This window comes from Sphaerisporangium sp. NPDC004334 (assembly GCF_053602655.1).
Map to the genome: position 1 here is coordinate 246,799 of NZ_JBSGDZ010000008.1, position 20,799 is coordinate 267,597.

Below are 20,799 nucleotides of genomic sequence, written 5' to 3' on the forward strand. Positions count from 1 at the left end.
TAGATACGAGGCCGCCGGAAACCGACCCGCCTGAGACGAGGCCGCCGGAAACGGACCAGCCCGAGACCGGCGGTCTCGGGCTGGGGGGTGGGCTGCGGTCAGCCGGTCTTGCCGGTGGTGGAATCGGACGCGCCGGAGCGCTTGAAGATCTTGTTGCCGAGCCAGACCAGCGGGTCGTACTTGCGGTCGACGACGCGCTCCTTCATCGGGATCAGCGCGTTGTCAGTGATCTTGATGTGCTCGGGGCAGACCTCGGTGCAGCACTTGGTGATGTTGCAGTAGCCGAGGCCGTGCTCCTCCTGCGCCGACTGCTTGCGGTCGGCCACGTCGTAGGGGTGCATGTCCAGCTCGGCGATGCGCATGAGGAACCGCGGGCCCGCGAACGCCGCCTTGTTCTCCTCGTGGTCGCGGATCACGTGGCAGACGTTGTTGCACATGAAGCACTCGATGCACTTGCGGAACTCCTGGGACCGCTCGACGTCGATCTGCTGCATGCGGTACTCGCCGGGCTCGACGCCCTGCGGCGGGGTGAACGACGGGATCTCCCGCGCCTTCTGGTAGTTGAACGACACGTCCGTGACCAGGTCCTTGATGACGGGGAAGGTCCGCATCGGGGTCACGGTGATCGTCTCGTCCTCCTCGAAGGTGGACATCCGCGTCATGCATCCCAGCCGGGGCCTGCCGTTGATCTCCATCGAGCAGGAGCCGCACTTGCCGGCCTTGCAGTTCCAGCGCACCGCCAGGTCGGGGGTCTGCGTGGCCTGGAGCCTGTGGATGACGTCGAGGACCACCTCGCCCTCGTTGACCTCGACGACGAAGTCCTCGAGCTTGCCCTCGCCGCCTTCGCCGCGCCAGATGCGGAACTTGGCCTTGTAACCCATCAGGACTCCTTAACGAGCGCGTCGTAGTCCGCCAGCTCCTCGGCGGTGACGTACTTACTGAGCTCCGCCCGGTCGAACAGTTGGATCAGGTCGTCGCGCATGGAGGGCTGATCGACCTCCTCGACGGTGACCTCGCCGTCGGGGGTGACCGCGCACCGCAGCAGCTTGCGGCGCCACTCGGCCGACATGGCGGGGAAGTCGTCGCGGGTGTGCCCGCCCCGGCTCTCCTCGCGGATCAGCGCCGCGCGCGCCACGCACTCCGACACCAGCAGCATGTTGCGCAGGTCGATGGCCAGGTGCCAGCCGGGGTTGTAGATGCGTCCGCCCGGCGCGCCGGTGTTGGCCGCGCGCTCCTTGAGCTTCTCGACGACCTCCAGGGCCTCCTTGACCTCCTCGGCCTTGCGGATGATGCCGACGAGCTCGTTCATGGTGCGCTGCAGCTCGTGGTGCACCTCGTAGGGGTTCTCCCCGCCGGTCCGCGAGAGGGGGGCCACGGCGTCGATCTCGGCGCTCTTCATCGTCTCGGCCGGGGTGACCGGACGGGCGGCGAGGCCGTCGATGTACTCGGCGGCGCCGGCGCCGGCGCGGCGTCCGAACACCAGCAGGTCCGACAGCGAGTTGCCGCCGAGGCGGTTGGAGCCGTGCATGCCGCCGGAGACCTCGCCGGCCGCGAACAGGCCGGGCACCGAGGAGGCGCCGGTGTCGGCGTCGACCTCCACGCCGCCCATGATGTAGTGGCAGGTCGGGCCCACCTCCATCGGCTCGGCGGTGATGTCGACGTCGGCCAGCTCCTTGAACTGGTGGTGCATCGAGGGCAGCCGCTTGATGATCTCGGCGGCGGGCAGCCGGCTCGACACGTCCAGGAACACCCCGCCGTGCGGGGAGTTGCGTCCCGCCTTGACCTCGGAGTTGATGGCGCGGGCGACCTCGTCACGGGGCAGCAGCTCCGGAGGGCGGCGGTTGTTCGCCTGGTCGTCGTACCAGCGGTCGGCCTCCTCCTCGGTGGTGGCGTACTTGTCCTTGAACACCTCGGGGATGTAGTCGAACATGAACCGCTTGCCCTCGGAGTTGCGCAGCACTCCGCCGTCGCCGCGCACGGACTCGGTGACGAGGATGCCGCGCACCGACGGCGGCCACACCATGCCGGTCGGGTGGAACTGGATGAACTCCATGTTGATCAGCTTGGCCCCGGCGAGCAGCGCGAGCGCGTGCCCGTCGCCGGTGTACTCCCAGGAGTTGGAGGTCACCACGTAGGACTTGCCGATGCCGCCGGTGGCCAGGACCACCGCGGGGGCGTCGAAGCAGATCAGCCGGCCGGTCTCGCGCCAGTAGCCGAAGGCGCCGCTGATCGCGGCCTCGGGGCCGGGGCCGGCCTTCAGCAACTGGGTGATCGTGCACTCGGCGAAGACCTTGATGTAGGCCTCGGGGTCGCCGTGCAGCTTCTCGTCCTCCTGCTGGAGGGCGACGACGCGCTGCTGGAGGGTGCGGATCAGCTCCAGGCCGGTGCGGTCGCCGACGTGGGCCAGACGCGGGTACTCGTGGCCGCCGAAGTTGCGCTGGCTGATCTTGCCGTCCTTGGTGCGGTCGAACAGCGCGCCCCAGGCCTCCAGCTCCCAGACCCGGTCGGGGGCCTCCTTGGCGTGCAGTTCGGCCATGCGCCAGTTGTTGAGGAACTTCCCGCCGCGCATGGTGTCACGGAAATGCACCATCCAGTTGTCGGCGGAGTTGACGTTGCCCATGGCCGCCGCGGCCCCGCCCTCGGCCATGACCGTGTGGGCCTTGCCGAACAGGGACTTGCAGACGATGGCCGTTCGCTTGCCCTGCTGCCGGGCCTCGATCGCCGCCCGCAGGCCCGCGCCGCCCGCTCCGATGACGACGACGTCGTATTCGTGACGCTCGATATCCACTGGTGTTCCTTACGCGAACGGGAAGTTGACGATGCCCTTGGCGACGAGCCGCACGTAGAGGTCGGCGATCATGACCGAGTACATGGAGAGCCAGGCCAGAAGCATGTGCCGCCGGTTCAGCTTGGAGACGAAGGTCCACATCTTGTAGCGCACCGGGTGCTTGGAGAAGTGGTTGAGCCGCCCGGCCGTGATGTGCCGGCAGGAGTGGCAGCTCAAGGTGTACGACCAGATCAGCACCACGTTGATCCACAGGATGACCGTGCCGAGGCCCACATGGCCCCAGTTGCCGTTCGCGTCCCGCAGGGCCAGCACCGCGTCCCAGGTGAGCACCAGGGCGATGAGGATCGCGCCGTAGAAGAAGTACCGGTGGATGTTCTGCAGGATCAGCGGAAGGCGGGTCTCACCGGTGTACTTCTTGTGCGGCTCGGCCACCGAGCAGGCGGGCGGCGAGAGCCAGAACGCGCGGTAGTAACCCTTGCGGTAGTAGTAACAGGTGAGACGGAACCCGGCCGGCAGGCCGAGGATGAGAATGCCGGGCGGCAGCGTCCACCAGTCGCCGAAGATGGTGATCCCGAGGAAGCGGGCACCCTCTGCGCAGTTGGGCGTCAGACACGGTGACGCGAAGGGGGCGATGTAGGGCTCGACGAAGTAGCTCTTGTCGAAGATCGCCCAAAAGCCGTAGACGAGGAATGACGCGAGCGCCGCGAAGGTGATGGCCGGTGCGAGCCACCATCGGTCCGTGCGCAGGGTGCGGGCCGTGATCTGGGCCCGCTGCTTCCTCTGCCCCGGTTCGTTGATCGGCCGGCCGGCCGTTGTCTGGGTCATCGGAGAACTCTCCACCTCCCGCGGACCCCTCTGGTGTCAAAGGTGAGGGTCCGAGGCTTTCACGTAGGGCTGGATGCCGCGCGCGTCGTGGTTCGCGCCGGTCGCACAGCCGCGCGCGGGCCGGTGGGGCTCTACGTTACGACCCTGGGTACCCCGCGTGTGAGAAGGGTCACTCACTTTTTCGGCCGACCTCGTGTGATTCCTGTCACGTCCCTGTCACCCCCGTGTCAGGGTCTACAGACGTTGACCGTTCTTTGGCAGTTTCACGACCGACACGAAGAAATCGTCGATCTGACGGACCACTTTGATGAACTGGTCGAAGTCGACCGGCTTGGCCACGTAGGCGTTGGCGTGCAGGTGGTAACTGCGCAGGATGTCCTCCTCGGCCTCGGAGGTCGTGAGCACCACCACCGGGATGCTCCGCAGGGCGGCGTCGGCCTTGATGTCCTCCAGCACCTCCCTGCCGTCCTTGCGGGGCAGGTTGAGGTCGAGCAGGATCAGGTCGGGCCGCGGCGCGTCGAAGTAGGGGTCTTCCTGGCGCAGGAAGGCCATGGCCTGCTCGCCGTCGCTGACGACGTGCAGCTTGTTCTGCACCTTGTTGTGCTCGAACGCCTCCTTGGTCAGCAGGACGTCTCCAGGGTCGTCCTCGACGAGAAGGACGTCGATGAAGCGGTAGTCATCCATGCTGATCTCCAGTGATCGCGGGCAGGGTCCAGCGGAACGTGGTGCCCGGGTTGCCGGGGTCTGGCTCGTCCAGCCAGATCTTGCCGCCGTGGTACTCGACGATCTTCCTGCACAGTGCCAGGCCGATGCCGGTTCCGGGATACACGTCCCGTGGGTGCAAGCGCTGAAATATTAGAAAGATCCGATCAGCGTACTTGCTGTCGATGCCTATGCCGTTGTCCGCGCAGGCGAACTCCCACATGTCACCCTCCTGCCGGGCGGAGATGTGGACGTGCGGAGTCCGTTCCGAACGGAACTTCAAGGCGTTGCCGATGAGGTTCTGCAGGAGCTGGGCGAGCAACACGCGGTCCCCGAACACCGTGGGCATCGGGTCGTGCGTGACGACGGCGTCGGTGTCCTCGATCTTCGCCGAGACGTTGCCCACGGCGGTGTCCAGCACCTTCTCCATGTCCGTCGGGGCCTTCTCACCGCCCACCCGGCCCACACGGGAAAGGTTCAGCAGATCGTTGATGAGGAGCTGCATACGCTTGGCGCCGTCGACGGCGAAGGTGACGTACTGCTTGGCCCGCTCGTCGAGCTGGTGGCCGTAGCGCTGCTCCAGCATCTGGGTGAAGCTCGCCACCTTGCGCAGCGGCTCCTGCAGGTCGTGGCTGGCCACGTAGGCGAACTGCTCCAGTTCGGCGTTGGAGCGGCGCAGCTCGGCCGCCTGGTCCGACAGCAGCCGCTGGGCCTCGGCGGCGCGGCGCCACTCGCGCAGCATGCGCCCGCGCATGGCGTCCACGCGGCCCGACAGCTCGGCCAGCTCGGCCGGCCGGCGCACCTGGAGCTGGTGTTCGAAGTCGCCCTGCGCCACCGCCCGCACCTGGTGGGTGAGCTGGGAGATCGGCCGCAGCACGATGTACCTGACGATGAGCGTGAAGGCCACCGCCGCGCCGACGAAGACCAGGCCCATCACCAGGAGCACGAGGTAGAAGGTCTTCCAGCCCGCCTCGATGCGCGCGCTGCCGACGTCGTGCAGGTCGCCGAGACGGTCCTGCTGCGCCGACAGGGCCGCGCGCACGGCGCCGAAGCGCAGGGTGTTGACGGCGGCGTAGGTGGTCGCGGTGCCGGTCTTCAGCGTGGGCACCTTGGCGATGACGACGTCGGCGTAGTCGCGCCGCCACGCGGCCGAGGCGACGGTGAGCCGGTCGAAGCCGGCGCGGACGGCCGGGTCGGCCATGCGGGTCACCAGGGGGGCGAGCCGGGCGGTGGCGGCGGCCTCGGCCTGCAGGCCCTGCTGGTAGTCGCGCAGGTACTGCTCTTCGTTGGTGCGCCCGAAGGCGCGGATGGAGCTCTCCTGCGTCGACAGGGCCGTGGAGATCTCCAGGGTGTGCAGGACGGCCGGGTCGATCACGTCGACGACCGACACGCGGGCGACCCGCAGGCGCTCGACGGTCATGACCGTCACGGCGGATCCGAGGGCGAAGGCCAGCGCCACGAGCATCCCGGTGATGGCGAACCACCGTCCGAGGGGCAGGCGCCCGACCCCGCTCGGCGGTGCGGGGGCGGGGAGGGGCGCCAGGTCGGTCATGGCGGGGGCCTGCGGCCGACCAGCACGGCGGCCAGATCGTCACTGAGCGCGTCCCTGTGCATCTCCTGGACCGAGGTGATGATGCGGTCGAGGTCGATCTCGCCCTGCTCGCGGATGAGGCGGATGAGCCCCTCGGTGCCGAGCAGGTCGGGCCCGCCGCCCACCGTCGCCTCGATCAGGCCGTCGGTGTAGAGCAGCATCGACCAGTCGTCGCCGAGGTCGAGGTCGATCGTGGCCCAGTCGACGTCGGTGAAGATGCCGAGCGGAGGACCGGAGGGCGTGTCGGGCACGACGTCGAGGACGCCGCCGTCGACCCCGCCGCGCACCCACACGGGGGGCGGGTGCCCGACGACGTGGAGCTTGGCGGTGCGCAGGCCGGGGTCGATGGTGACCGTGCACATGGTGGTGAAGATCTCAGGGGACTTGCGTTCGTTGCGCAGGACGGCTTCCAGGGTCGTCAGCAACTCGGTGCCCGTGTGGCCGGCCAGCACGAGCGTGCGCCAGGCGATGCGCAGCGCGACGCCGAGCGCCGCCTCGTCCGGGCCGTGGCCGCACACGTCTCCGATGACCACGTGCACCGCCCCGTCGGGGGTCTGGACGGTGTCCCAGAAGTCGCCCGCCAGCAGGGCCTGGCGGCGTCCGGGCAGGTAGCGGGCCTGGTGTTGCAGCCCGTCACGCGCCAGCTCGGGCTTGAGCATGGGGACGGGCAGCAGGCCGTGCTCCAGGCGGGCGTTCTCGCGGCTGAGGTGCTGGGCGTCGGCGAGCTTGCGCTGGGCGAGGTCGGCGCGCTTGCGCTCGATGGCGTAGCTGATGGCGCGGGCCAGCAGGCGCTCGTCGACGTCCTGCTTGACCAGGTAGTCCTGCGCGCCCACGGCGACGGCCTCGACGCCGACGTGAGCGTCGTTGAGCCCGGTGAGCACCAGCACGGCGGTGTCCGGCGCCATCGTGATCACCTGGCGGAGGGCCTCGAGGCCGGTGGCGTCGGGCAGCGACAGGTCGACCACCACGCACTGGACCTCGTCGGTGAGCCGGTCGCGGCTCTCAGCGAGGCTGCGCGCCCAAATGATCTTAGGAGGCGTCGCCGCACCGGCGAGCAGCTCCTCGACGAGGAACGCGTCTCCCGCGTCGTCCTCGATGAGGAGGATCGTCTGCATCTCGTGGGGCGCCGCCGGCGTGCCGGGCGAGAGCGCGGTCACTGCTTCCTCTTGTGACGTGATGACTGACCTTGCCTGTCGCCCTGCACCATATAGCGAAAGTCGTTCTGACGCATGGAAGTGAAAAACCCTGACTTGGGGGTCCGAATAGGACATGAAACGTCGTGTACGTACCGATCTGTTGTAACCCCCACGCGTTACACGGCCGGCAGCTCGGCGAGCACCACACCCTGCGGTAGCGCCCCCTCCTCCGCGGCTTGCGACAGATAAGAGAGCAGCGTAGCGCGGAAGGCCTGAGCCGCCCGGGTCGGTTCGACGTCCTTGCGGTGAGCGAGCGCTATCGTGCGGCCGAGCCCCGGCGGCGCGAGCGGGGTGCCGGCCAGGCCCGGACGCCCGTCCAGCACCATCGAAGGCACCACGGCGACGCCCAGCCCGGCCTCCACGAAGCGCAGCACGGCGTCCATCTCGCCGCCCTCGACGGCGAACCGCGGCTCGAACCCCGCCTGGCGGCAGGCGTTCAGGGTCGCCTCGCGCAGGTCGTAGCCGCGCCGGAACATCACCAGCGGACGGCCGCGCAGCTCCTCGATGCGGACGTAGGCCCTGCGGCCCGCGGAGCCGGACGGAGAGGCGACGACGAGGTTCTCCTTGAGGATCTCCTGCGTCACCAGGGACGGGTCGCTGCTCTGCAACGGCAGGATGATCAGCGCGAGGTCGAGCTGGCCCCGGGCGAGGTCGCGGACCAGGTCGCGCGAGCCGCCCTCCTCCACCAGCAGGTCGATGCCGGGATAGTCGCCGTGGAAGCGGGCCAGCGCGTCGGCCAGCAGCCCGGCGCACAGGGACGGTGTCGCCCCCAGGCGCACCCGGCCGCGGCCCAGCCCGGCCAGTTCGGCGACCTCGCGGCGGGCGGTGTCGGCGTCGGCCAGCATGCGGCGGGCCAAAGGCAGCAGCGCCTCGCCGGCGGGGGTCAGCGTCACGTTGCCCCGGGCGCGGCTGAACAGGGCGGCCCCGAGTTCGGCCTCCAGGGACTTGATCTGCTTGCTGAGGGAGGGCTGGGCGAGGCGCATGCGCTCCGCCGCGTGCGTGAAGTGCGATGTCTCGGCCACAGCCACGAAGGACGCGAGTTGCTGTAGCTGCACGTCTCACAGCGTACGGGGACGGCTCCGGCATCTCCCAGGTCGGCCCGTCCGCTGTGAGATTGCTCGCATCGGCGCCGCGCGCCCGGGCCCGCCGTGCCCGGCGAGCCATGGGGGATAGCGCCTGGCTATGGAGACCAGGCGTTTCATGACTTGGACGCCTGGACGCCCCATCTCTACCGTCGGAAGACGTGACATCGACGATAGACCGAGGCGTTTCCACCGCTGTGGTGACGCCGCGCACCTCGCCCCCCAGGTCCTCCAAGCGCCCCGGCGCGCGCCATGGGCGGCGGCACGGCTTCCTGCGCTCGTCCAACGGCAAGAAGGCCGTCATGGCCGTCAGCGGCGCCGTGCTGGTGCTCTTCCTCATCGGTCACATGATCGGCAACGCCAAGCTGTTCCTCGGCAGGGACACCTTCAACTCCTACGCCGAGTGGCTGCGCACCGTCGGCGAACCGGCCCTGCCGGCTCGCACCGTGCTGACCCTCACCGAGATCGTGCTCGCCGCCGCCGTCGTGCTGCACATGTGGGCGGCGGTCTCGCTGGCGCGCCGCGCGGCCAAGGCGCGGCCGGTCAAGTACGCGGCGAAGCGGAAGTCGCAGGCCGGCGGCTACGTCGTGCGCACCATGCGCTACGGCGGCGTCATCATCGTGCTGTTCGTCGTCTGGCACCTGCTCGACCTGACCTTCGGCGTGGTCAACCCCAAGGGCTTCGCCGCCACCCCGTACGACCGCGTGATCGCGGGCTTCGACCCCTCGCGCTGGTGGGTGACCGCCTTCTACGTCGTCGCCCTGATCATGATCGGGCTGCACCTGCGCCACGGCCTGTGGAGCGCCTTCCAGACCCTGGGCCTGGCCGGCGGGCGAAGCCGGCACCTGCTCAACGCCGGCGCGGCCGTGCTCGCCGCCGTGCTGGTCCTCGGCTTCCTCGCCGTCCCCCTCGCCGTGACGATCGGAGCAGTCAAGTGAACTACACGATCGGCGACCCGATCCGCGACACCAAGGCCCCAGAAGGCCCCATCGAGGACCGCTGGGACAAGCGGCGCTTCTCCGCCAAGCTGGTCAACCCTGCCAACAAGCGCAAGCTCACGGTCATCGTCGTCGGCACCGGCCTGGCGGGCGGATCCGCCGCCGCGACGCTCGGCGAGCTCGGGTACAAGGTCAAGTCGTTCTGCTACCAGGACTCGCCCCGCCGCGCCCACTCGATCGCCGCCCAGGGCGGGATCAACGCGGCCAAGAACTACCGCGGCGACGGCGACTCGATCTACCGGCTGTTCTACGACACCGTCAAGGGCGGCGACTTCCGCGCCCGCGAGTCCAACGTCTACCGGCTCGCCCAGGTCAGCGTGAACATCATCGACCAGGCGGTCGCCCAGGGGGTGCCGTTCGCCCGCGAGTACGGCGGCCTGCTCGACACCCGCTCCTTCGGCGGCGCGCAGGTGTCGCGCACCTTCTACGCGCGGGGCCAGACGGGACAGCAGCTCCTGCTCGGCGCCTACCAGGCGCTGGAGCGGCAGATCGCCGCCGGGACCGTCGAGATGCACACCCGCCACGAGATGCTCGACCTGGTCGTCAGCGACGGCCGGGCCCGCGGCGTGATCGTCCGCGACCTGGTCACCGGCGAGATCGAGACCCACCTCGCCGACGCCGTCGTGCTGGCCACCGGCGGGTACGGCAACGTGTTCTTCCTGTCCACCAACGCCAAGGGCTGCAACACCACGGCGATCTGGCGGGCCCACCGGCGCGGCGCCTACTTCGGCAACCCGTGCTACACCCAGATCCACCCCACCTGCATCCCGGTCAGCGGCGACTACCAGTCCAAGCTGACGCTCATGTCGGAGTCGCTGCGCAACGACGGCCGGGTGTGGGTGCCGGTGCGCAAGGGCGACGACCGGGCGCCGGGGGACATCCCGGAAGACGAGCGCGACTACTACCTGGAGCGGATCTATCCCGCCTTCGGCAACCTGGTGCCGCGCGACATCGCCTCCCGCGCCGCCAAGAATGTCTGTGACGAGGGCCGCGGCGTCGGACCGGGCGGGCTCGGCGTGTACCTCGACTTCGCCGACGCGATCGGCCGGCTGGGCCGCGAGGCCGTCGAGAAGAAGTACGGCAACCTCTTCGAGATGTACGAGCGCATCACCGGCGAGGACCCCTACACCCGGCCCATGCGCATCTACCCGGCCGTCCACTACACCATGGGCGGCCTGTGGGTGGACTACGACCTGCAGTCCACCGTCCCGGGCCTGTTCGTGATCGGCGAGGCCAACTTCTCCGACCACGGCGCCAACCGGCTCGGCGCCTCCGCGCTGATGCAGGGGCTCGCCGACGGCTACTTCGTCCTGCCGACCACGCTCGGCGACTACCTGGCCGGCGGCCCGTTCGGCGAGGTCGGCCAGGCGGACGTGGACGAGGCGATCGGCCAGGTCACCGGCAAGATCGGCCGTCTGCTGTCGGTCAACGGCACCCGCACCGCCGACTCCTATCACCGCGAGCTGGGCAAGCTCATGTGGGACTACTGCGGCATGGAGCGCACCGAGGAGAGCCTGCGCAAGGCCCTTGAGCGCATTCCTGAGCTGCGCGAGGAGTTCTGGAACAACGTCAAGGTGCCCGGCGAGGGGGAGGGCCTGAACCAGGCGCTGGAACGGGCCGGGCGGGTCGCCGACTTCTTCGACCTGGCCGAGCTGATGTGCCTGGACGCCCTGCACCGCACCGAGTCCTGCGGCGGCCACTTCCGCGCCGAGTCGCAGACCGAGGACGGCGAGGCGCTGCGCGACGACGAGGGCTTCGCGTACGTGGCGGCGTGGGAGTACGGCCCCGACGGCACGCCGGTGCTGCACAAGGAACAGCTCGAGTACGAGTACGTCAAGATGACCCAGCGGAGCTACAAGTGAGCGCGGTCACGCGTCCTGAGCCCCGCCCTGCGACCGAGGAACGGTAAGCGGAACCATGAACCTCACCCTGAAGGTCTGGCGGCAGAACGGCCCCGCCGACAGCGGACGGATGGTGACTTATAAGGTCACGGACGTGTCGCCGGACATGTCCTTCCTGGAGATGCTGGACGTCCTCAACGAGCGGCTCATCCTCGAAGGCGACGACCCCGTCGCGTTCGACCATGACTGCCGCGAAGGCATCTGCGGCATGTGCGGCATGGTCATCAACGGCGTCGCCCACGGCGAGCAGCGCGCCACGACCACCTGCCAGCTCCACATGCGCCACTTCGAGGACGGCGCCACCGTCACCATCGAGCCGTGGCGCGCCGCGCCGTTCCCCGTGGTCAAGGACCTGGTCGTCGACCGGAGCTCCTTCGACCGCATCATCCAGGCCGGCGGCTTCATCTCCGTGCCCGCGGGCTCGGCGCCGGACGCGCACAGCGTCCCGGTGAAGAAGGACGACGCCGACTCGGCCTTCGACGCCGCCACCTGCATCGGCTGCGGCGCCTGCGTGGCCGCCTGCCCCAACGGCTCGGCCTCGCTGTTCACCGCGGCCAAGATCACCCACCTCGGCCTGCTCCCGCAGGGGCAGCCAGAACGCGACTCCCGCGTCGTGGCGATGGTCGACCAGATGGACCTCGAAGGCTTCGGCGGCTGCACCAACACCGGCGAATGCACCGCCGTCTGCCCCAAGGGCATCAGCCTCGACGCCATCGCCCAAATGAACCGCGACTACCTCAAAGCCGCCAGGTAACCCTCCGTCCCCCGGGCAAAGGGCCTCGCCTCCGCGCCCGGGGGCCCTTCACGGCACGGCAGTCTGGGAACGGCGAAGGTCCTCGCCTCCGCGCCCTGGGGGCGCTCCGGCTCGGGCCGTATCTCCCAGGCGGCTCCGCCGCCATCGAAGGGCTCCGCCCCTCGAGCTCCCCTCCGAGGGCGCCGAGTCACACGTGGCAGAGGGGCGCTCATGGATGGAGTGAGCCTTCCTTGAGGCCGGCAATGAAGGTGCTCCAAGCGGCGGGGGAGGAGGTGAGCGGAGCGTTATCCGGTTGCTTCGAGTCTCGTATCAGGCGAAGTGGATCGCCACTTGGGCGTCCTCCCATGTGATCCATGTATGTCACCAGGGCGATCTCAACGCAGTTGCCGCCCTGGCCGCTACTCCGTGAGCTTTTCCGCCACTTGGCCTGCGACATGTCCACTATGACTCCCGATATCGAGCAGCGATCAGGACAAGTCGTCGGCCGCCTTTGCGATCAACGCGCGCGATTCGTCCGGCCCAAGTGCGCGAGCACGCAGATGGTCGAATATCACGTTGTAAGTATCCACCTCGGAGGGGTCCTCCAGATAGAGGCTGCCCGCCCGGTACTCGACATAGACCAGGTCGGGATCGATCGACTCGGGAAACTGCAGAATCGTGAAGGCGCCGTCCATGCCGGGATGCGCTCCTGCTTCGAAGGGCAGGACCTGCAGGATGATGTTGTTCAGCTTCGTGGTCGACAGTAGATGCCGGAGTTGAGCTCGCATCGTTGGTGCACCACCCACGACGCGCCGGATGGTCGCCTCGTTCACCACTACCCATATGGTCGGCGCCGCGTCACCAGTGAGTCGCTTTCGGCGCTCCAACCGAACCGCCACTCGGCGGTCAATCTCATCGCTTTCGGGCACGAGAGGCTCGGCCAGGATGGTCGCTCGACTGTACTCTTCGGTCTGCATCAGGCCGGGGATCAGCTCTGACTCGTAGGCGCGTATCCTGACGGCCTCCTCTTCGAGGCTGACATACGTTTCGAACCAACGGGGCACCGCAGCGCTGTACGGATGCCACCACCCGCGTTTGCGCGCTTCCTTTGCCATCGCGAGCAGCGCGTCCCGTTGACTTCCGCCGATGCCGTACAACTCCAGCATCAGCGCGACCTCCCCTACCCGTGGGCCGGAGCGGGCGATCTCGAAGGGCGTGATCGTCGCTGGAGCGCATCCCAGGTGCTCGGCCACCTGCTCACGTGTCAGATCTGCTTGTTCACGCAGACGACGAAGTCACCGACCACGGACCTGAGCAGCCGCGCATGCTCGAACTCGGTCTCGAAGCCGTCCACGGTCGCGGCCTGGCCATCGTGGCGGCCCTGGCTCACGAGAATGGCGTGACCCGTCCCATCGGCCGACCCGGCAAGACGGTGTGGGCCTGCCGGCGGCTTCCGGTGAGGGCCACGGAGTCCGTCTCGGTGGTCGTGGACCGCTGAACGATCAGCGAGCGGTACGCCTCTACCCCTCATGCTGGGGATGGCCGCGCCGGAAATCGTGTGCGGACACCGTGCGGTCGATGGCGGGGGCGAGGTAGTCGAGGGTCAGGGAGGCACGGCGGGTTCGCCATTCGGGGGAGGCCGGGGCGGGCGAGGGCGTCTCGTAGCGGCGTCGTCGGATGTCCTCGACGACCTCGGCCGGGGCACCGAGCCGGGCGAGCACGTCCAGGGCCTCCCGCTTGGTGATCAGGCGCCCCTCGCGCAGGGTCACCGTCGCTCTGGCCAGGGTCAGCAGGCTGAGATCGACCCAGATGTCCTCCTGGTACTCCTCGGGGAACTCCAGGGACGGACGCCAGTAGCCCGCCAGGTCGCCGACGATGAAGTCTCTCAGCTCCTCGTCGGTCACCGGCGGCAGGACCGACGATGGGGTGGGACCGTGGAGGACCACCCCGAACTCGTGCAGCTCACGCCTGGTCACCGGCGTGACGGGGCGGTGGTACAGCTCCTGGTGAGCCCAGGTGAGATGGTCCTGCCCCGGATCGGCCACCTCAGGGACGGCGACATAACTGCAGTGCAGCTTCGCGGCGAGGGGCATGATCTTCTCCAGATGCTCATGCGCCTCCTTGACAGCCCTTTCCTCCTCCGCCGTGCACGGCCGGGCGACGATGGCGATCAAGTCCAGGTCGCTGCGTCCGGGCTGGTAGTCACCGCCCCCCAGCGACCCGTGCGCCCATAACGCGACCAACGGCAGGGACGGCCGAACGGCGCCGAGGAACCGATCGAGAAGGACACGGGTGGCGTCATCTGTCATAAGGCACAGTCTGCGTCCGTTCGGCGCGCCGTGACCTTCCTGCCGTGGGATGGGTCTAACTCAAGTTAGTCCAACTGTAGGTCGACTACCGCGCGCCGTCACCACGGCGGAGCGGTGCGGTTTCGCGAGCACCATGTCGACGACGCGCGTTTCGCGGCAAGGGCCACTACCGCGTGCGGGTGCACTACCGCGAACCCGACTGGGAGGCGTGGACGCCGCAGCACATTCTGGTCATGGTGTACCCGGCAGGCGGCGACCAGGTGGTGGTGCAAGCCCCAGGTCACGACGGGAGTGAGACCGGGCGGGGCGGTGTCTCCGCGCGGTCCGGCCGTCGGGTCGGGGGAAGCACGAAGCAGAGGCTGGCAGGAAGCGGTCACGGGCGTGCAGCTTGCTGCCGTCGAATTGTCTGTTCTGAGGGCTTGCCGTGCCGGAGAGTTGTTCGTGCAAGGACACGAACAAAAGCCCTCCAGAAAAGAGAAACGAAATGACCTCCACCGCTTTCTCCGCCGCCACCGTCACCCGTTCCGCCGGCACCACCTGGGACTCGTACTCGCGCACCGCGGGCACCACCTGGGACGGTTACTCCCGCGCCGCCGGCACCACCTGGGACTAGGCTGAGAAAACCTTACGGCGAATTCCGTCCCGTTGGTTCGCGACCCGAAGCCGATACTTCCTGGAGATTCGTCTCCGGCACCAGCGCACGTGACAAGAAATAACAGACCCACCCGCCCGTGAGGGCCCCCGTCCCGATCATCGATCCCATTGGATCAGCGGGACGACGAAGACCATTCGCGCCGCACATTCCCCGATTTCCGGGACGAGCTCCGATGACAGGCCGACGCCCTGCGCGTCCCCCGGCCCGCCGGACCGGACCGCCGCACCGCGGCCCGGCGACACACTCGGCTCCTCCCCGCCTCCTCTCTCCGTTCTTCCGCGTCTTCGGCGTCTTCCGTCAGGCATCTTCTTCTCCTGTGCCCGAGGTACACCTGCCTGGACGCCGTGTGGTCACGGTCGCGCAGGCCAAGGGCGGCGAGCGTGCCACGGAGTCCTTCGGCGGCGTGCCGCCGGTGTCCTGGGCGGTGAGCACGCGAGGTCGGCACGCCGTGCTCGCGGTGGCAGGAAGCGGTCAGGGGCGTGCAGCTTGCTGCCGTCGAATCGTCTGTTCCGAGGGCTTGTGATGCCGGAGAGTTGTTCGTGTAAGGACGAACACGAAAGCCCTCCAGAAAAGAGAAACGAAATGACCTCCACCGCTTTCTCCGCCGCCACCGCCGCCCGTTCCGCCGGCACCACCTGGGACTCGTACTCGCGCACCGCGGGCACCACCTGGGACGGTTACTCCCGCACCGCCGGCACCACCTGGGACTGAGAAGCCTTGTTCGAGAAAGAATAGAATCACAAACCACCGAGTAACGTCCGATCAAGACGGCGGAACGCCCCGCTGAGAGATGAACGGCACGACCCGGCCGACCAGAATCGTCACCCTCCGCCTACCGGGCTGACGGAGTCGCCGGAGGAAACGTTGAAAGCGCAGCACATTCCCCGCGATCCCCGGCCTTTCATCCTGATACTTCCCAGGTTCTTTTCCGGGATCCGCTCCAGGACGGCTGACCCGCTCGCCGGGCCACACGCCACCCTCCGCTCTCCGCGGCCTCCAGGGCTTCCCGCGCCTCACCGAGTGCGGTGACCGCGGACGTGTACCGGGTCGCCCGCCCTACATCGGCGCCGCATTCACCGTCCCCCCTCTCGCCGGTCCGGCGCCGGAGAAGACCGCCGAGAGCGGGCGAAGAATCCCATCCGGCGAAGGCAGGGGTCAGCGCCCCGGCGAACCTCGGCATCTGGTGAAGGGCGGCTTGGTGTGCTGTGCCTGTCCGGGGTGATTCGGTAGCATTGCACCGCTTCATCCCCCCTGGTGGCCTCGATTCATTCGCCGATGGCACCAACCGCGTCCGCGACCTGCGCGGTCGTCCGGGGCTGTCCGCGCTGAGTGCTGTCATCTGGGGGATTCGTGGCCATGCCTCGCGGCACGCGCCGAGCGTCGGTCGTGCTGGCGTACATCGCCTTCGTGTACGTCGGCGTCAGCGCCGGCGTCGGGGGCGTACTGCTGCCATCGCAGATCGCCGACTACCGCGTGGACAACGCCACGATCGGGATCACGTTCTTCACCTTCTCCGCCGGCTTCATGCTCGCCGGGACCACGGCCGGCGCGCTGATCCAGCGTCTCGGCATCCGCATGACCCTCGCCGTGGGCTGCGGCGCGTCCGTGCTGGCCGCGCTGTACACGGCGACCCTCCCGCCGTTCGTGGCGCTCGTGGCGGTGCAGGTGGTCGCGGGATACGGCATCGGCATCCTGGAGGCGGCGCTCAACACCTACCTCACCAGGCTGCCCAGGGCCACGACGCTGCTGAACCGCCTGCACGCCTTCTTCGGCGTCGGGGCGCTGCTCGGGCCGCTGCTGGCCGCGTGGATCCTCACTCTTGCGCCGTGGACCGCCGTGTGGCTGGCGCTGGCCCTGCTCGCCCTGCCGCTGCTGGCCGGCTTCCTAGCGATCTACCCCAGGGACGACGTCCCGGCCCGCCGCGGCCGGAGTGCTCGTGACGAGACTCCACGTGATGAGACACACGGTGATCCGGACCACCACATCGCGGATGCCGGCTCGGTCGTTGCCCACGGCTTGCAGGCCGCGGATTCCGGCTCGGCCGCCGGCGGCGGCGTCCAAGCCCCGGGTGCCGGCTCGGCCGCCTCCCAAGGGGCGGAGCCAGGCGGGCGCGGGCTGCTGGTCAGTGCCCTGCGGTCGCCCGCGGTGCTGCTGGCGTCCGCGCTCCTGGCCGTCTACGTCGGCCTGGAGCTCGGTGTCGGCAACTGGGGGTTCACCTACCTCGTCGAGGAGCAGGCGCAGCCGAGCCTGATGGCCGGGTACACCATCAGCGGGTACTGGCTGGGCCTCACGCTGGGCCGGTTCCTCATCAGCCCTGCCGCCGCCCGCGTCGGGCTCGGGCCCGCAGGCATGCTCTACGCGTGCCTGACCGGCGTCACGGCGTCCGCCGTGCTGACCTGGCTGGCGCCGGTGCCCGCCGTGGCCGCCGCCGGGTTCGTCCTGCTCGGCTTCTTCCTCGGGCCGATCTTCCCCACCATCATGGCGATGGTGCCGAGGCTGACCGCCGCGCGCCTGGTGCCCACGGTCATCGGGGTCACGAACGGCGTGTCGCTCATGGGCGGAGCCGTGTTCCCCTGGCTGGCGGGCACGGTCGCCCAGCAGGTCGGCATGTGGACCCTGATGCTCTTCGCCGTGATCCTCGGCGTGCTGCAACTCGTCATGTGGCGCTCGGTCGTCAGGCGAATGTCCGCGGAGCCCGTTCCCGACGTGGCACACATTTAAGGCGCCGATGAGATTGGGTGTTCGCTCCCGTTTCCCTGCTATCTTGTGGCATTTGTATTCGTGCGTCGAGGAAAGCCGCGAGGGCGGTCACGCCCTCGCGGGCGGCGTCTTCCGGAGGCTGAGAACGCCTCGCTGATCCGCGGCCGGGCGCCGGGCGGGCCCCGTGGTGGGCGGACGGGTCCGCCATATCGAGCGGACCGCCGCCGCCTCCGCGGCACGCCCGCCGGAAAGCCACCCGCACGGCCGCCGTCCGGCGCTCCTCACACCGCCACTGACCTGCGAATATGTCGAGCGTGACCACCGCGTGCCGACGGTGGCAGGAAGTGGTCAGGGGCGTGCAGCTTGCTGTCGCCGTTTCGTCTGTTCCGAGGGCGCGGAATGCCGGAGAGTTGTTCTCACAAGGACAGAACAGAACAACTCAGAGAAAAGAGATTCGAAATGACCGCCACCGTTTTCTCCGCCACCGCCACCCGTTCCGCCGGCACCACCTGGGACTCGTACTCGCGCACCGCGGGCACCACCTGGGACGGTTACTCCCGCGCCGCCGGCACCACCTGGGACTGAAAACCAGAAAGCCCAATCCGACAACAACCAATCGAATCCGACGACATCGACTTGATTCCGACCGCACGAACCATCGACGGAAGACCGATCTGAAGAGCACCATCCGGCCGACAGAGAACGTCGGGCGCCCGATCGCCGCCCTCGACGCCATCGGCCGAGCAGGACACCAACGAAGCCTGCGGGTGTCAGCGCCACCGCCGCGGTAATCCCACCGGTCCGGCCGGCCGTACCCCATGAGATCCCCCCTCGCCTCCCTCGGCGTTCGAGCACGCCCAAAAGGCATCAGCCGACGCACGAGGCGAACCGTGGCGCCATGTGCGGCATGGGACCGGTCACCGCCGGGTCAGGGCCGTGGGGGGGAGAGCAGCAAGGCGTCGGCCAGGGCGCGCAGGGACTCGGCCAGGCGCGCGGCCTCGCCCCTCTCCAGCAGTTGCAGCACAGGATCGCTGTGCAGGCCGGCGAGCAGCAGGTGCGCCAGGAGCTCGGCGTCCAGATCGGGCCGCTCCGCGGCGATCAGCGTGCTGACGTGTCCGTGCCAGAACCGGTAGACCGGGTGGTCCTCTCGCCGCTGCGCCTCCTCCGGCTTCGGCGTCGCGCTGACCGCGTGCCCGAGCGCGGCCAGCAGCCCCTTGTTGCGTCCGGCGACCTCGACGACGGCGTCCATGAAGGCGAGCAGCCGCTCGCGCGGCGGCGCCCCGGGCCCCAGGGGAGGCGGGTCGTTCTGCACCGCCTCACGCAAGGCCAGGGCGCGTTCCTGCATCAGCGCCACCATCAAGCCCATGCGGTTGCCGAACCGGTGGAACACCGTCCCCTTGCCGACGCCGGCCGCGGCGGCCACCTGCTCGATGGTGATCTGCTCGGGCCGGCGGCGCGTCAGCAGTTCCTCGGTCGCCCGCAGAATCGCGCGCCGGTTGCGCGCGGCGTCGGCGCGCTCATGACGGCCGTCGGTCATCGGCTCCTCTTCCGTTCAGGCTCCAGCCCCTCGTCCGGACGTGCCGGCGGCTTCGCCCGGATCCCGATCGTCGCATCCCGGCTTCTTCCGCCGGACATCCTGGCGGCTCGCGCCCGCGCCGGTCCCGCTCGGCGCCCTTCCTTCGCTGAACGGGCAACTGGACCCACGGTCCACTTCGGTGTTAACTTGACCGACAGTCCAGTTCATCGCGACTCCCAGGAGTGCTTCATGCGCCGAATCCGCTACTACGAGCACGGCGGCCCCGAGGTCCTGACCATGGAGGAGGTGGAGGTCCCGGTTCCCGGCGCCGAGCAGGTGCTCATCCGGGCCGAGGCCGTCGGGGCGAACTTCGTGGACACCGTGTTCCGCCGCGGCCCGGCCGCCGGGTCCCCTTTCCAGCGTCCCCTGCCCGGCCTGCTCACCGGGGATGTCGTGGGCACCGTCGAGGCCGTCGGCCCCGGCGTCGACCCTGGACTCGTGGGACGCCGCGTCGCCGCGCTGGTGGCCGAGGACGCGTTCGCCGACCACGTCGTGACGGACGCCCGGTGGCTCGCCGAGGTGCCTCCGGGGCTCGATGACGGCGCGGCGAGCGTGCTGCCCATGGCCGCCCCGGTGGCGCTGCGCGTCCTGCGCGCCGGCCGGCTCGCGCCCGGCGAGACCGTGCTGGTGCACGCCGCCGCGGGCGGCATCGGGCATCTGGCCGTCCAACTCGCCAGGCTGCTCGGCGCGGGACGGGTCATCGGCACCGCGGGCTCGCCGGACAAGCTGGAGTTCGTCCGCGAGCAGGGCGCCGACGTCGCCATCGACTACACCGACGACACCTGGCCCGACCAGGTGCGGAAGGCGGCGCCCGACGGCGTGGACGTCGTGCTCGACTCCGTCGGCGGCGGTGTCCTGCGCAGCGGCCTCGACCTGCTGGCGCCCTTCGGCCGGCTCGTCGTCTACGGGGCCGCGAGCCGTGAGCTGTCGGAGATCCCGGTCGCCGGTCTGTTCGCGCTGCGATCCGTCACAGGGTTCTCCCTGCTGGCCTGGCGGGCGGCCGACCCGGTGCAGGCACGCGAGGAGATGGAGGAACTCGCCGGTCACTTCACGGCCGGGCGGTTGCGCGCCGTCGTCCACGCCCGGCTGCCGCTGACCGAGGCGTCCGCGGCGCACCGGCTGCTGGAGGAACGGGCGCACCGCGGCCGCGTCCTGCTGCTGCCCTGAGCCCGCCCGCGTTTCGCCGTCCCACGCCCGGGTAGTCGAAGGGGCCATCTCGCCGTCGTGCGGGCGCTCGCCGCGCCTGTACGGCCGGTGGGCCGGCGTCTCTACTCGCGCGGCATGGGTGTGGAGAGGTGATATGGCGCGGAGCGTGGCAGGAAGTGGTCGCGGGCGCGCAGCTTGCTGCCGCCGGATCGTCTGTATCGAGGGCTTGGAATGACGGAGAGTTGTTCGTGCAAGGACGAACGACAAGCCCTCCAGAAAAGAGACAGAGAAATGACCGGCACCGCTTTCCCGGCCCGTTCCGCCGGCACCACCTGGGACGCGTTCTCGCGCACCGCGGGCACCACCTGGGACGGTCACTCCCGCGCCGCCGGCACCACCTGGGACTGACGGCAGAGCCGAGAAGACTCCACAGAGGAACCGAAAGCCGGAACAAGCCCGGAACGACGATCCGGGCGCGCGGAAAGACAATGGAACCACCCTCCGCCCGGCGGAATGAAAGCGGAGAACCCCGATAAGCGTCGCACGCGCGGTCAGCGCCGCCGCGCCGGCGGCATCCGATTTTCCGGCCCGCGGGAA

General features: G+C 69.2%; 20 protein-coding genes. 8 read left to right on the plus strand and 12 right to left on the minus strand.

Annotation, left to right across the window (positions count from 1 at the left end):
- Positions 1–98 precede the first annotated feature (98 nt).
- The 7 genes from ACWEN6_RS12470 to ACWEN6_RS12500 form a co-directional block, all read right to left on the minus strand.
- The gene (locus ACWEN6_RS12470) at positions 99–881 is read right to left on the minus strand and encodes a succinate dehydrogenase/fumarate reductase iron-sulfur subunit (RefSeq protein ID WP_452570274.1); all 783 of its coding nucleotides are present in this window, start codon (positions 879–881) and stop codon (positions 99–101) included.
- Positions 881–2,788, minus strand: a complete 1,908-nt coding sequence (locus ACWEN6_RS12475; RefSeq protein WP_452570275.1) for a fumarate reductase/succinate dehydrogenase flavoprotein subunit — start codon at positions 2,786–2,788, stop codon at positions 881–883. Before ACWEN6_RS12475 ends, ACWEN6_RS12470 begins: the two co-directional genes overlap by 1 nt.
- Positions 2,789–2,797: 9 nt before the next feature.
- Positions 2,798–3,613, minus strand: a complete 816-nt coding sequence (locus tag ACWEN6_RS12480; RefSeq protein WP_452570276.1) for a hypothetical protein — start codon at positions 3,611–3,613, stop codon at positions 2,798–2,800.
- A gap of 234 nt (positions 3,614–3,847) precedes the next feature.
- Positions 3,848–4,297: a response regulator gene (locus tag ACWEN6_RS12485; RefSeq protein WP_354840248.1), complete on the minus strand. Its 450-nt coding sequence runs from the start codon at positions 4,295–4,297 to the stop codon at positions 3,848–3,850.
- Complete coding sequence (locus tag ACWEN6_RS12490; protein ID WP_452570277.1) at positions 4,290–5,867, minus strand: sensor histidine kinase; 1,578 nt, start codon at positions 5,865–5,867, stop codon at positions 4,290–4,292. Before ACWEN6_RS12490 ends, ACWEN6_RS12485 begins: the two co-directional genes overlap by 8 nt.
- Positions 5,864–7,063: a PP2C family protein-serine/threonine phosphatase gene (locus ACWEN6_RS12495; protein ID WP_354840253.1), complete on the minus strand. Its 1,200-nt coding sequence runs from the start codon at positions 7,061–7,063 to the stop codon at positions 5,864–5,866. Before ACWEN6_RS12495 ends, ACWEN6_RS12490 begins: the two co-directional genes overlap by 4 nt.
- Positions 7,064–7,218: 155 nt before the next feature.
- Positions 7,219–8,157 (minus strand): LysR family transcriptional regulator, encoded by a 939-nt coding sequence (locus ACWEN6_RS12500; protein ID WP_452570278.1) that lies wholly within the window; start codon positions 8,155–8,157, stop codon positions 7,219–7,221.
- Between the two features lie 188 nt (positions 8,158–8,345).
- Between ACWEN6_RS12500 and ACWEN6_RS12505 the strand changes: the two genes are divergently transcribed.
- Genes ACWEN6_RS12505 through ACWEN6_RS12515 form a run of 3 tightly spaced genes read left to right on the plus strand, consistent with a single transcriptional unit; the run spans position 8,346 to position 11,837 of the window.
- On the plus strand, positions 8,346–9,122 hold the full coding sequence (locus ACWEN6_RS12505) for a succinate dehydrogenase cytochrome b subunit (protein ID WP_452570279.1): 777 nt from the start codon (positions 8,346–8,348) through the stop codon (positions 9,120–9,122).
- Positions 9,119–11,044 (plus strand): fumarate reductase/succinate dehydrogenase flavoprotein subunit, encoded by a 1,926-nt coding sequence (locus tag ACWEN6_RS12510; protein WP_452570280.1) that lies wholly within the window; start codon positions 9,119–9,121, stop codon positions 11,042–11,044. The genes ACWEN6_RS12505 and ACWEN6_RS12510 overlap by 4 nt, the downstream gene beginning before the upstream one ends.
- A 55-nt stretch (positions 11,045–11,099) precedes the next feature.
- Positions 11,100–11,837, plus strand: a complete 738-nt coding sequence (locus ACWEN6_RS12515) for a succinate dehydrogenase/fumarate reductase iron-sulfur subunit (RefSeq protein ID WP_452570281.1) — start codon at positions 11,100–11,102, stop codon at positions 11,835–11,837.
- A 208-nt stretch (positions 11,838–12,045) separates the two neighbouring features.
- Here ACWEN6_RS12515 and ACWEN6_RS12520 read toward each other — a convergent pair whose 3' ends face one another.
- From ACWEN6_RS12520 to ACWEN6_RS12535, 4 genes are all read right to left on the minus strand, one after another.
- Positions 12,046–12,273 carry a DUF397 domain-containing protein gene (locus ACWEN6_RS12520; protein WP_452570282.1) on the minus strand — a complete coding sequence of 76 codons (228 nt, stop codon included), beginning with the start codon at positions 12,271–12,273 and terminating at the stop codon, positions 12,046–12,048.
- A gap of 31 nt (positions 12,274–12,304) precedes the next feature.
- Entirely contained in the window at positions 12,305–13,069 is a 765-nt protein-coding gene (locus ACWEN6_RS12525) for a DUF5753 domain-containing protein (protein WP_452570283.1), read from the minus strand.
- A gap of 11 nt (positions 13,070–13,080) precedes the next feature.
- Entirely contained in the window at positions 13,081–13,206 is a 126-nt protein-coding gene (locus ACWEN6_RS12530) for a hypothetical protein (protein WP_452570284.1), read from the minus strand.
- A 130-nt stretch (positions 13,207–13,336) separates the two neighbouring features.
- On the minus strand, positions 13,337–14,125 hold the full coding sequence (locus ACWEN6_RS12535) for a nucleotidyltransferase (protein WP_452570285.1): 789 nt from the start codon (positions 14,123–14,125) through the stop codon (positions 13,337–13,339).
- 484 nt (positions 14,126–14,609) lie between these two features.
- Here ACWEN6_RS12535 and ACWEN6_RS12540 point away from each other — a divergent pair, with 484 nt between their 5' ends.
- The 4 genes from ACWEN6_RS12540 (at position 14,610) to ACWEN6_RS12555 (ending at position 18,065) form a co-directional block, all read left to right on the plus strand.
- Positions 14,610–14,738, plus strand: a complete 129-nt coding sequence (locus tag ACWEN6_RS12540) for a hypothetical protein (protein WP_452570286.1) — start codon at positions 14,610–14,612, stop codon at positions 14,736–14,738.
- Between the two features lie 624 nt (positions 14,739–15,362).
- A complete protein-coding gene (locus ACWEN6_RS12545) occupies positions 15,363–15,491 on the plus strand; it encodes a hypothetical protein (protein WP_452570287.1) in 129 nt (42 codons plus the stop codon).
- 645 nt (positions 15,492–16,136) lie between these two features.
- Complete coding sequence (locus ACWEN6_RS12550) at positions 16,137–17,501, plus strand: MFS transporter (protein WP_452570288.1); 1,365 nt, start codon at positions 16,137–16,139, stop codon at positions 17,499–17,501.
- A 438-nt stretch (positions 17,502–17,939) separates the two neighbouring features.
- Positions 17,940–18,065: a hypothetical protein gene (locus tag ACWEN6_RS12555; RefSeq protein WP_354840281.1), complete on the plus strand. Its 126-nt coding sequence runs from the start codon at positions 17,940–17,942 to the stop codon at positions 18,063–18,065.
- Positions 18,066–18,408: 343 nt separating this feature from the next.
- Here the strand turns inward: ACWEN6_RS12555 and ACWEN6_RS12560 are convergent, their stop codons facing one another.
- Entirely contained in the window at positions 18,409–19,017 is a 609-nt protein-coding gene (locus tag ACWEN6_RS12560) for a TetR/AcrR family transcriptional regulator (RefSeq protein WP_452570289.1), read from the minus strand.
- Positions 19,018–19,245: 228 nt separating this feature from the next.
- Here ACWEN6_RS12560 and ACWEN6_RS12565 point away from each other — a divergent pair, with 228 nt between their 5' ends.
- Positions 19,246–20,223: a quinone oxidoreductase family protein gene (locus tag ACWEN6_RS12565; protein ID WP_452570290.1), complete on the plus strand. Its 978-nt coding sequence runs from the start codon at positions 19,246–19,248 to the stop codon at positions 20,221–20,223.
- Positions 20,224–20,799 lie beyond the last annotated feature (576 nt).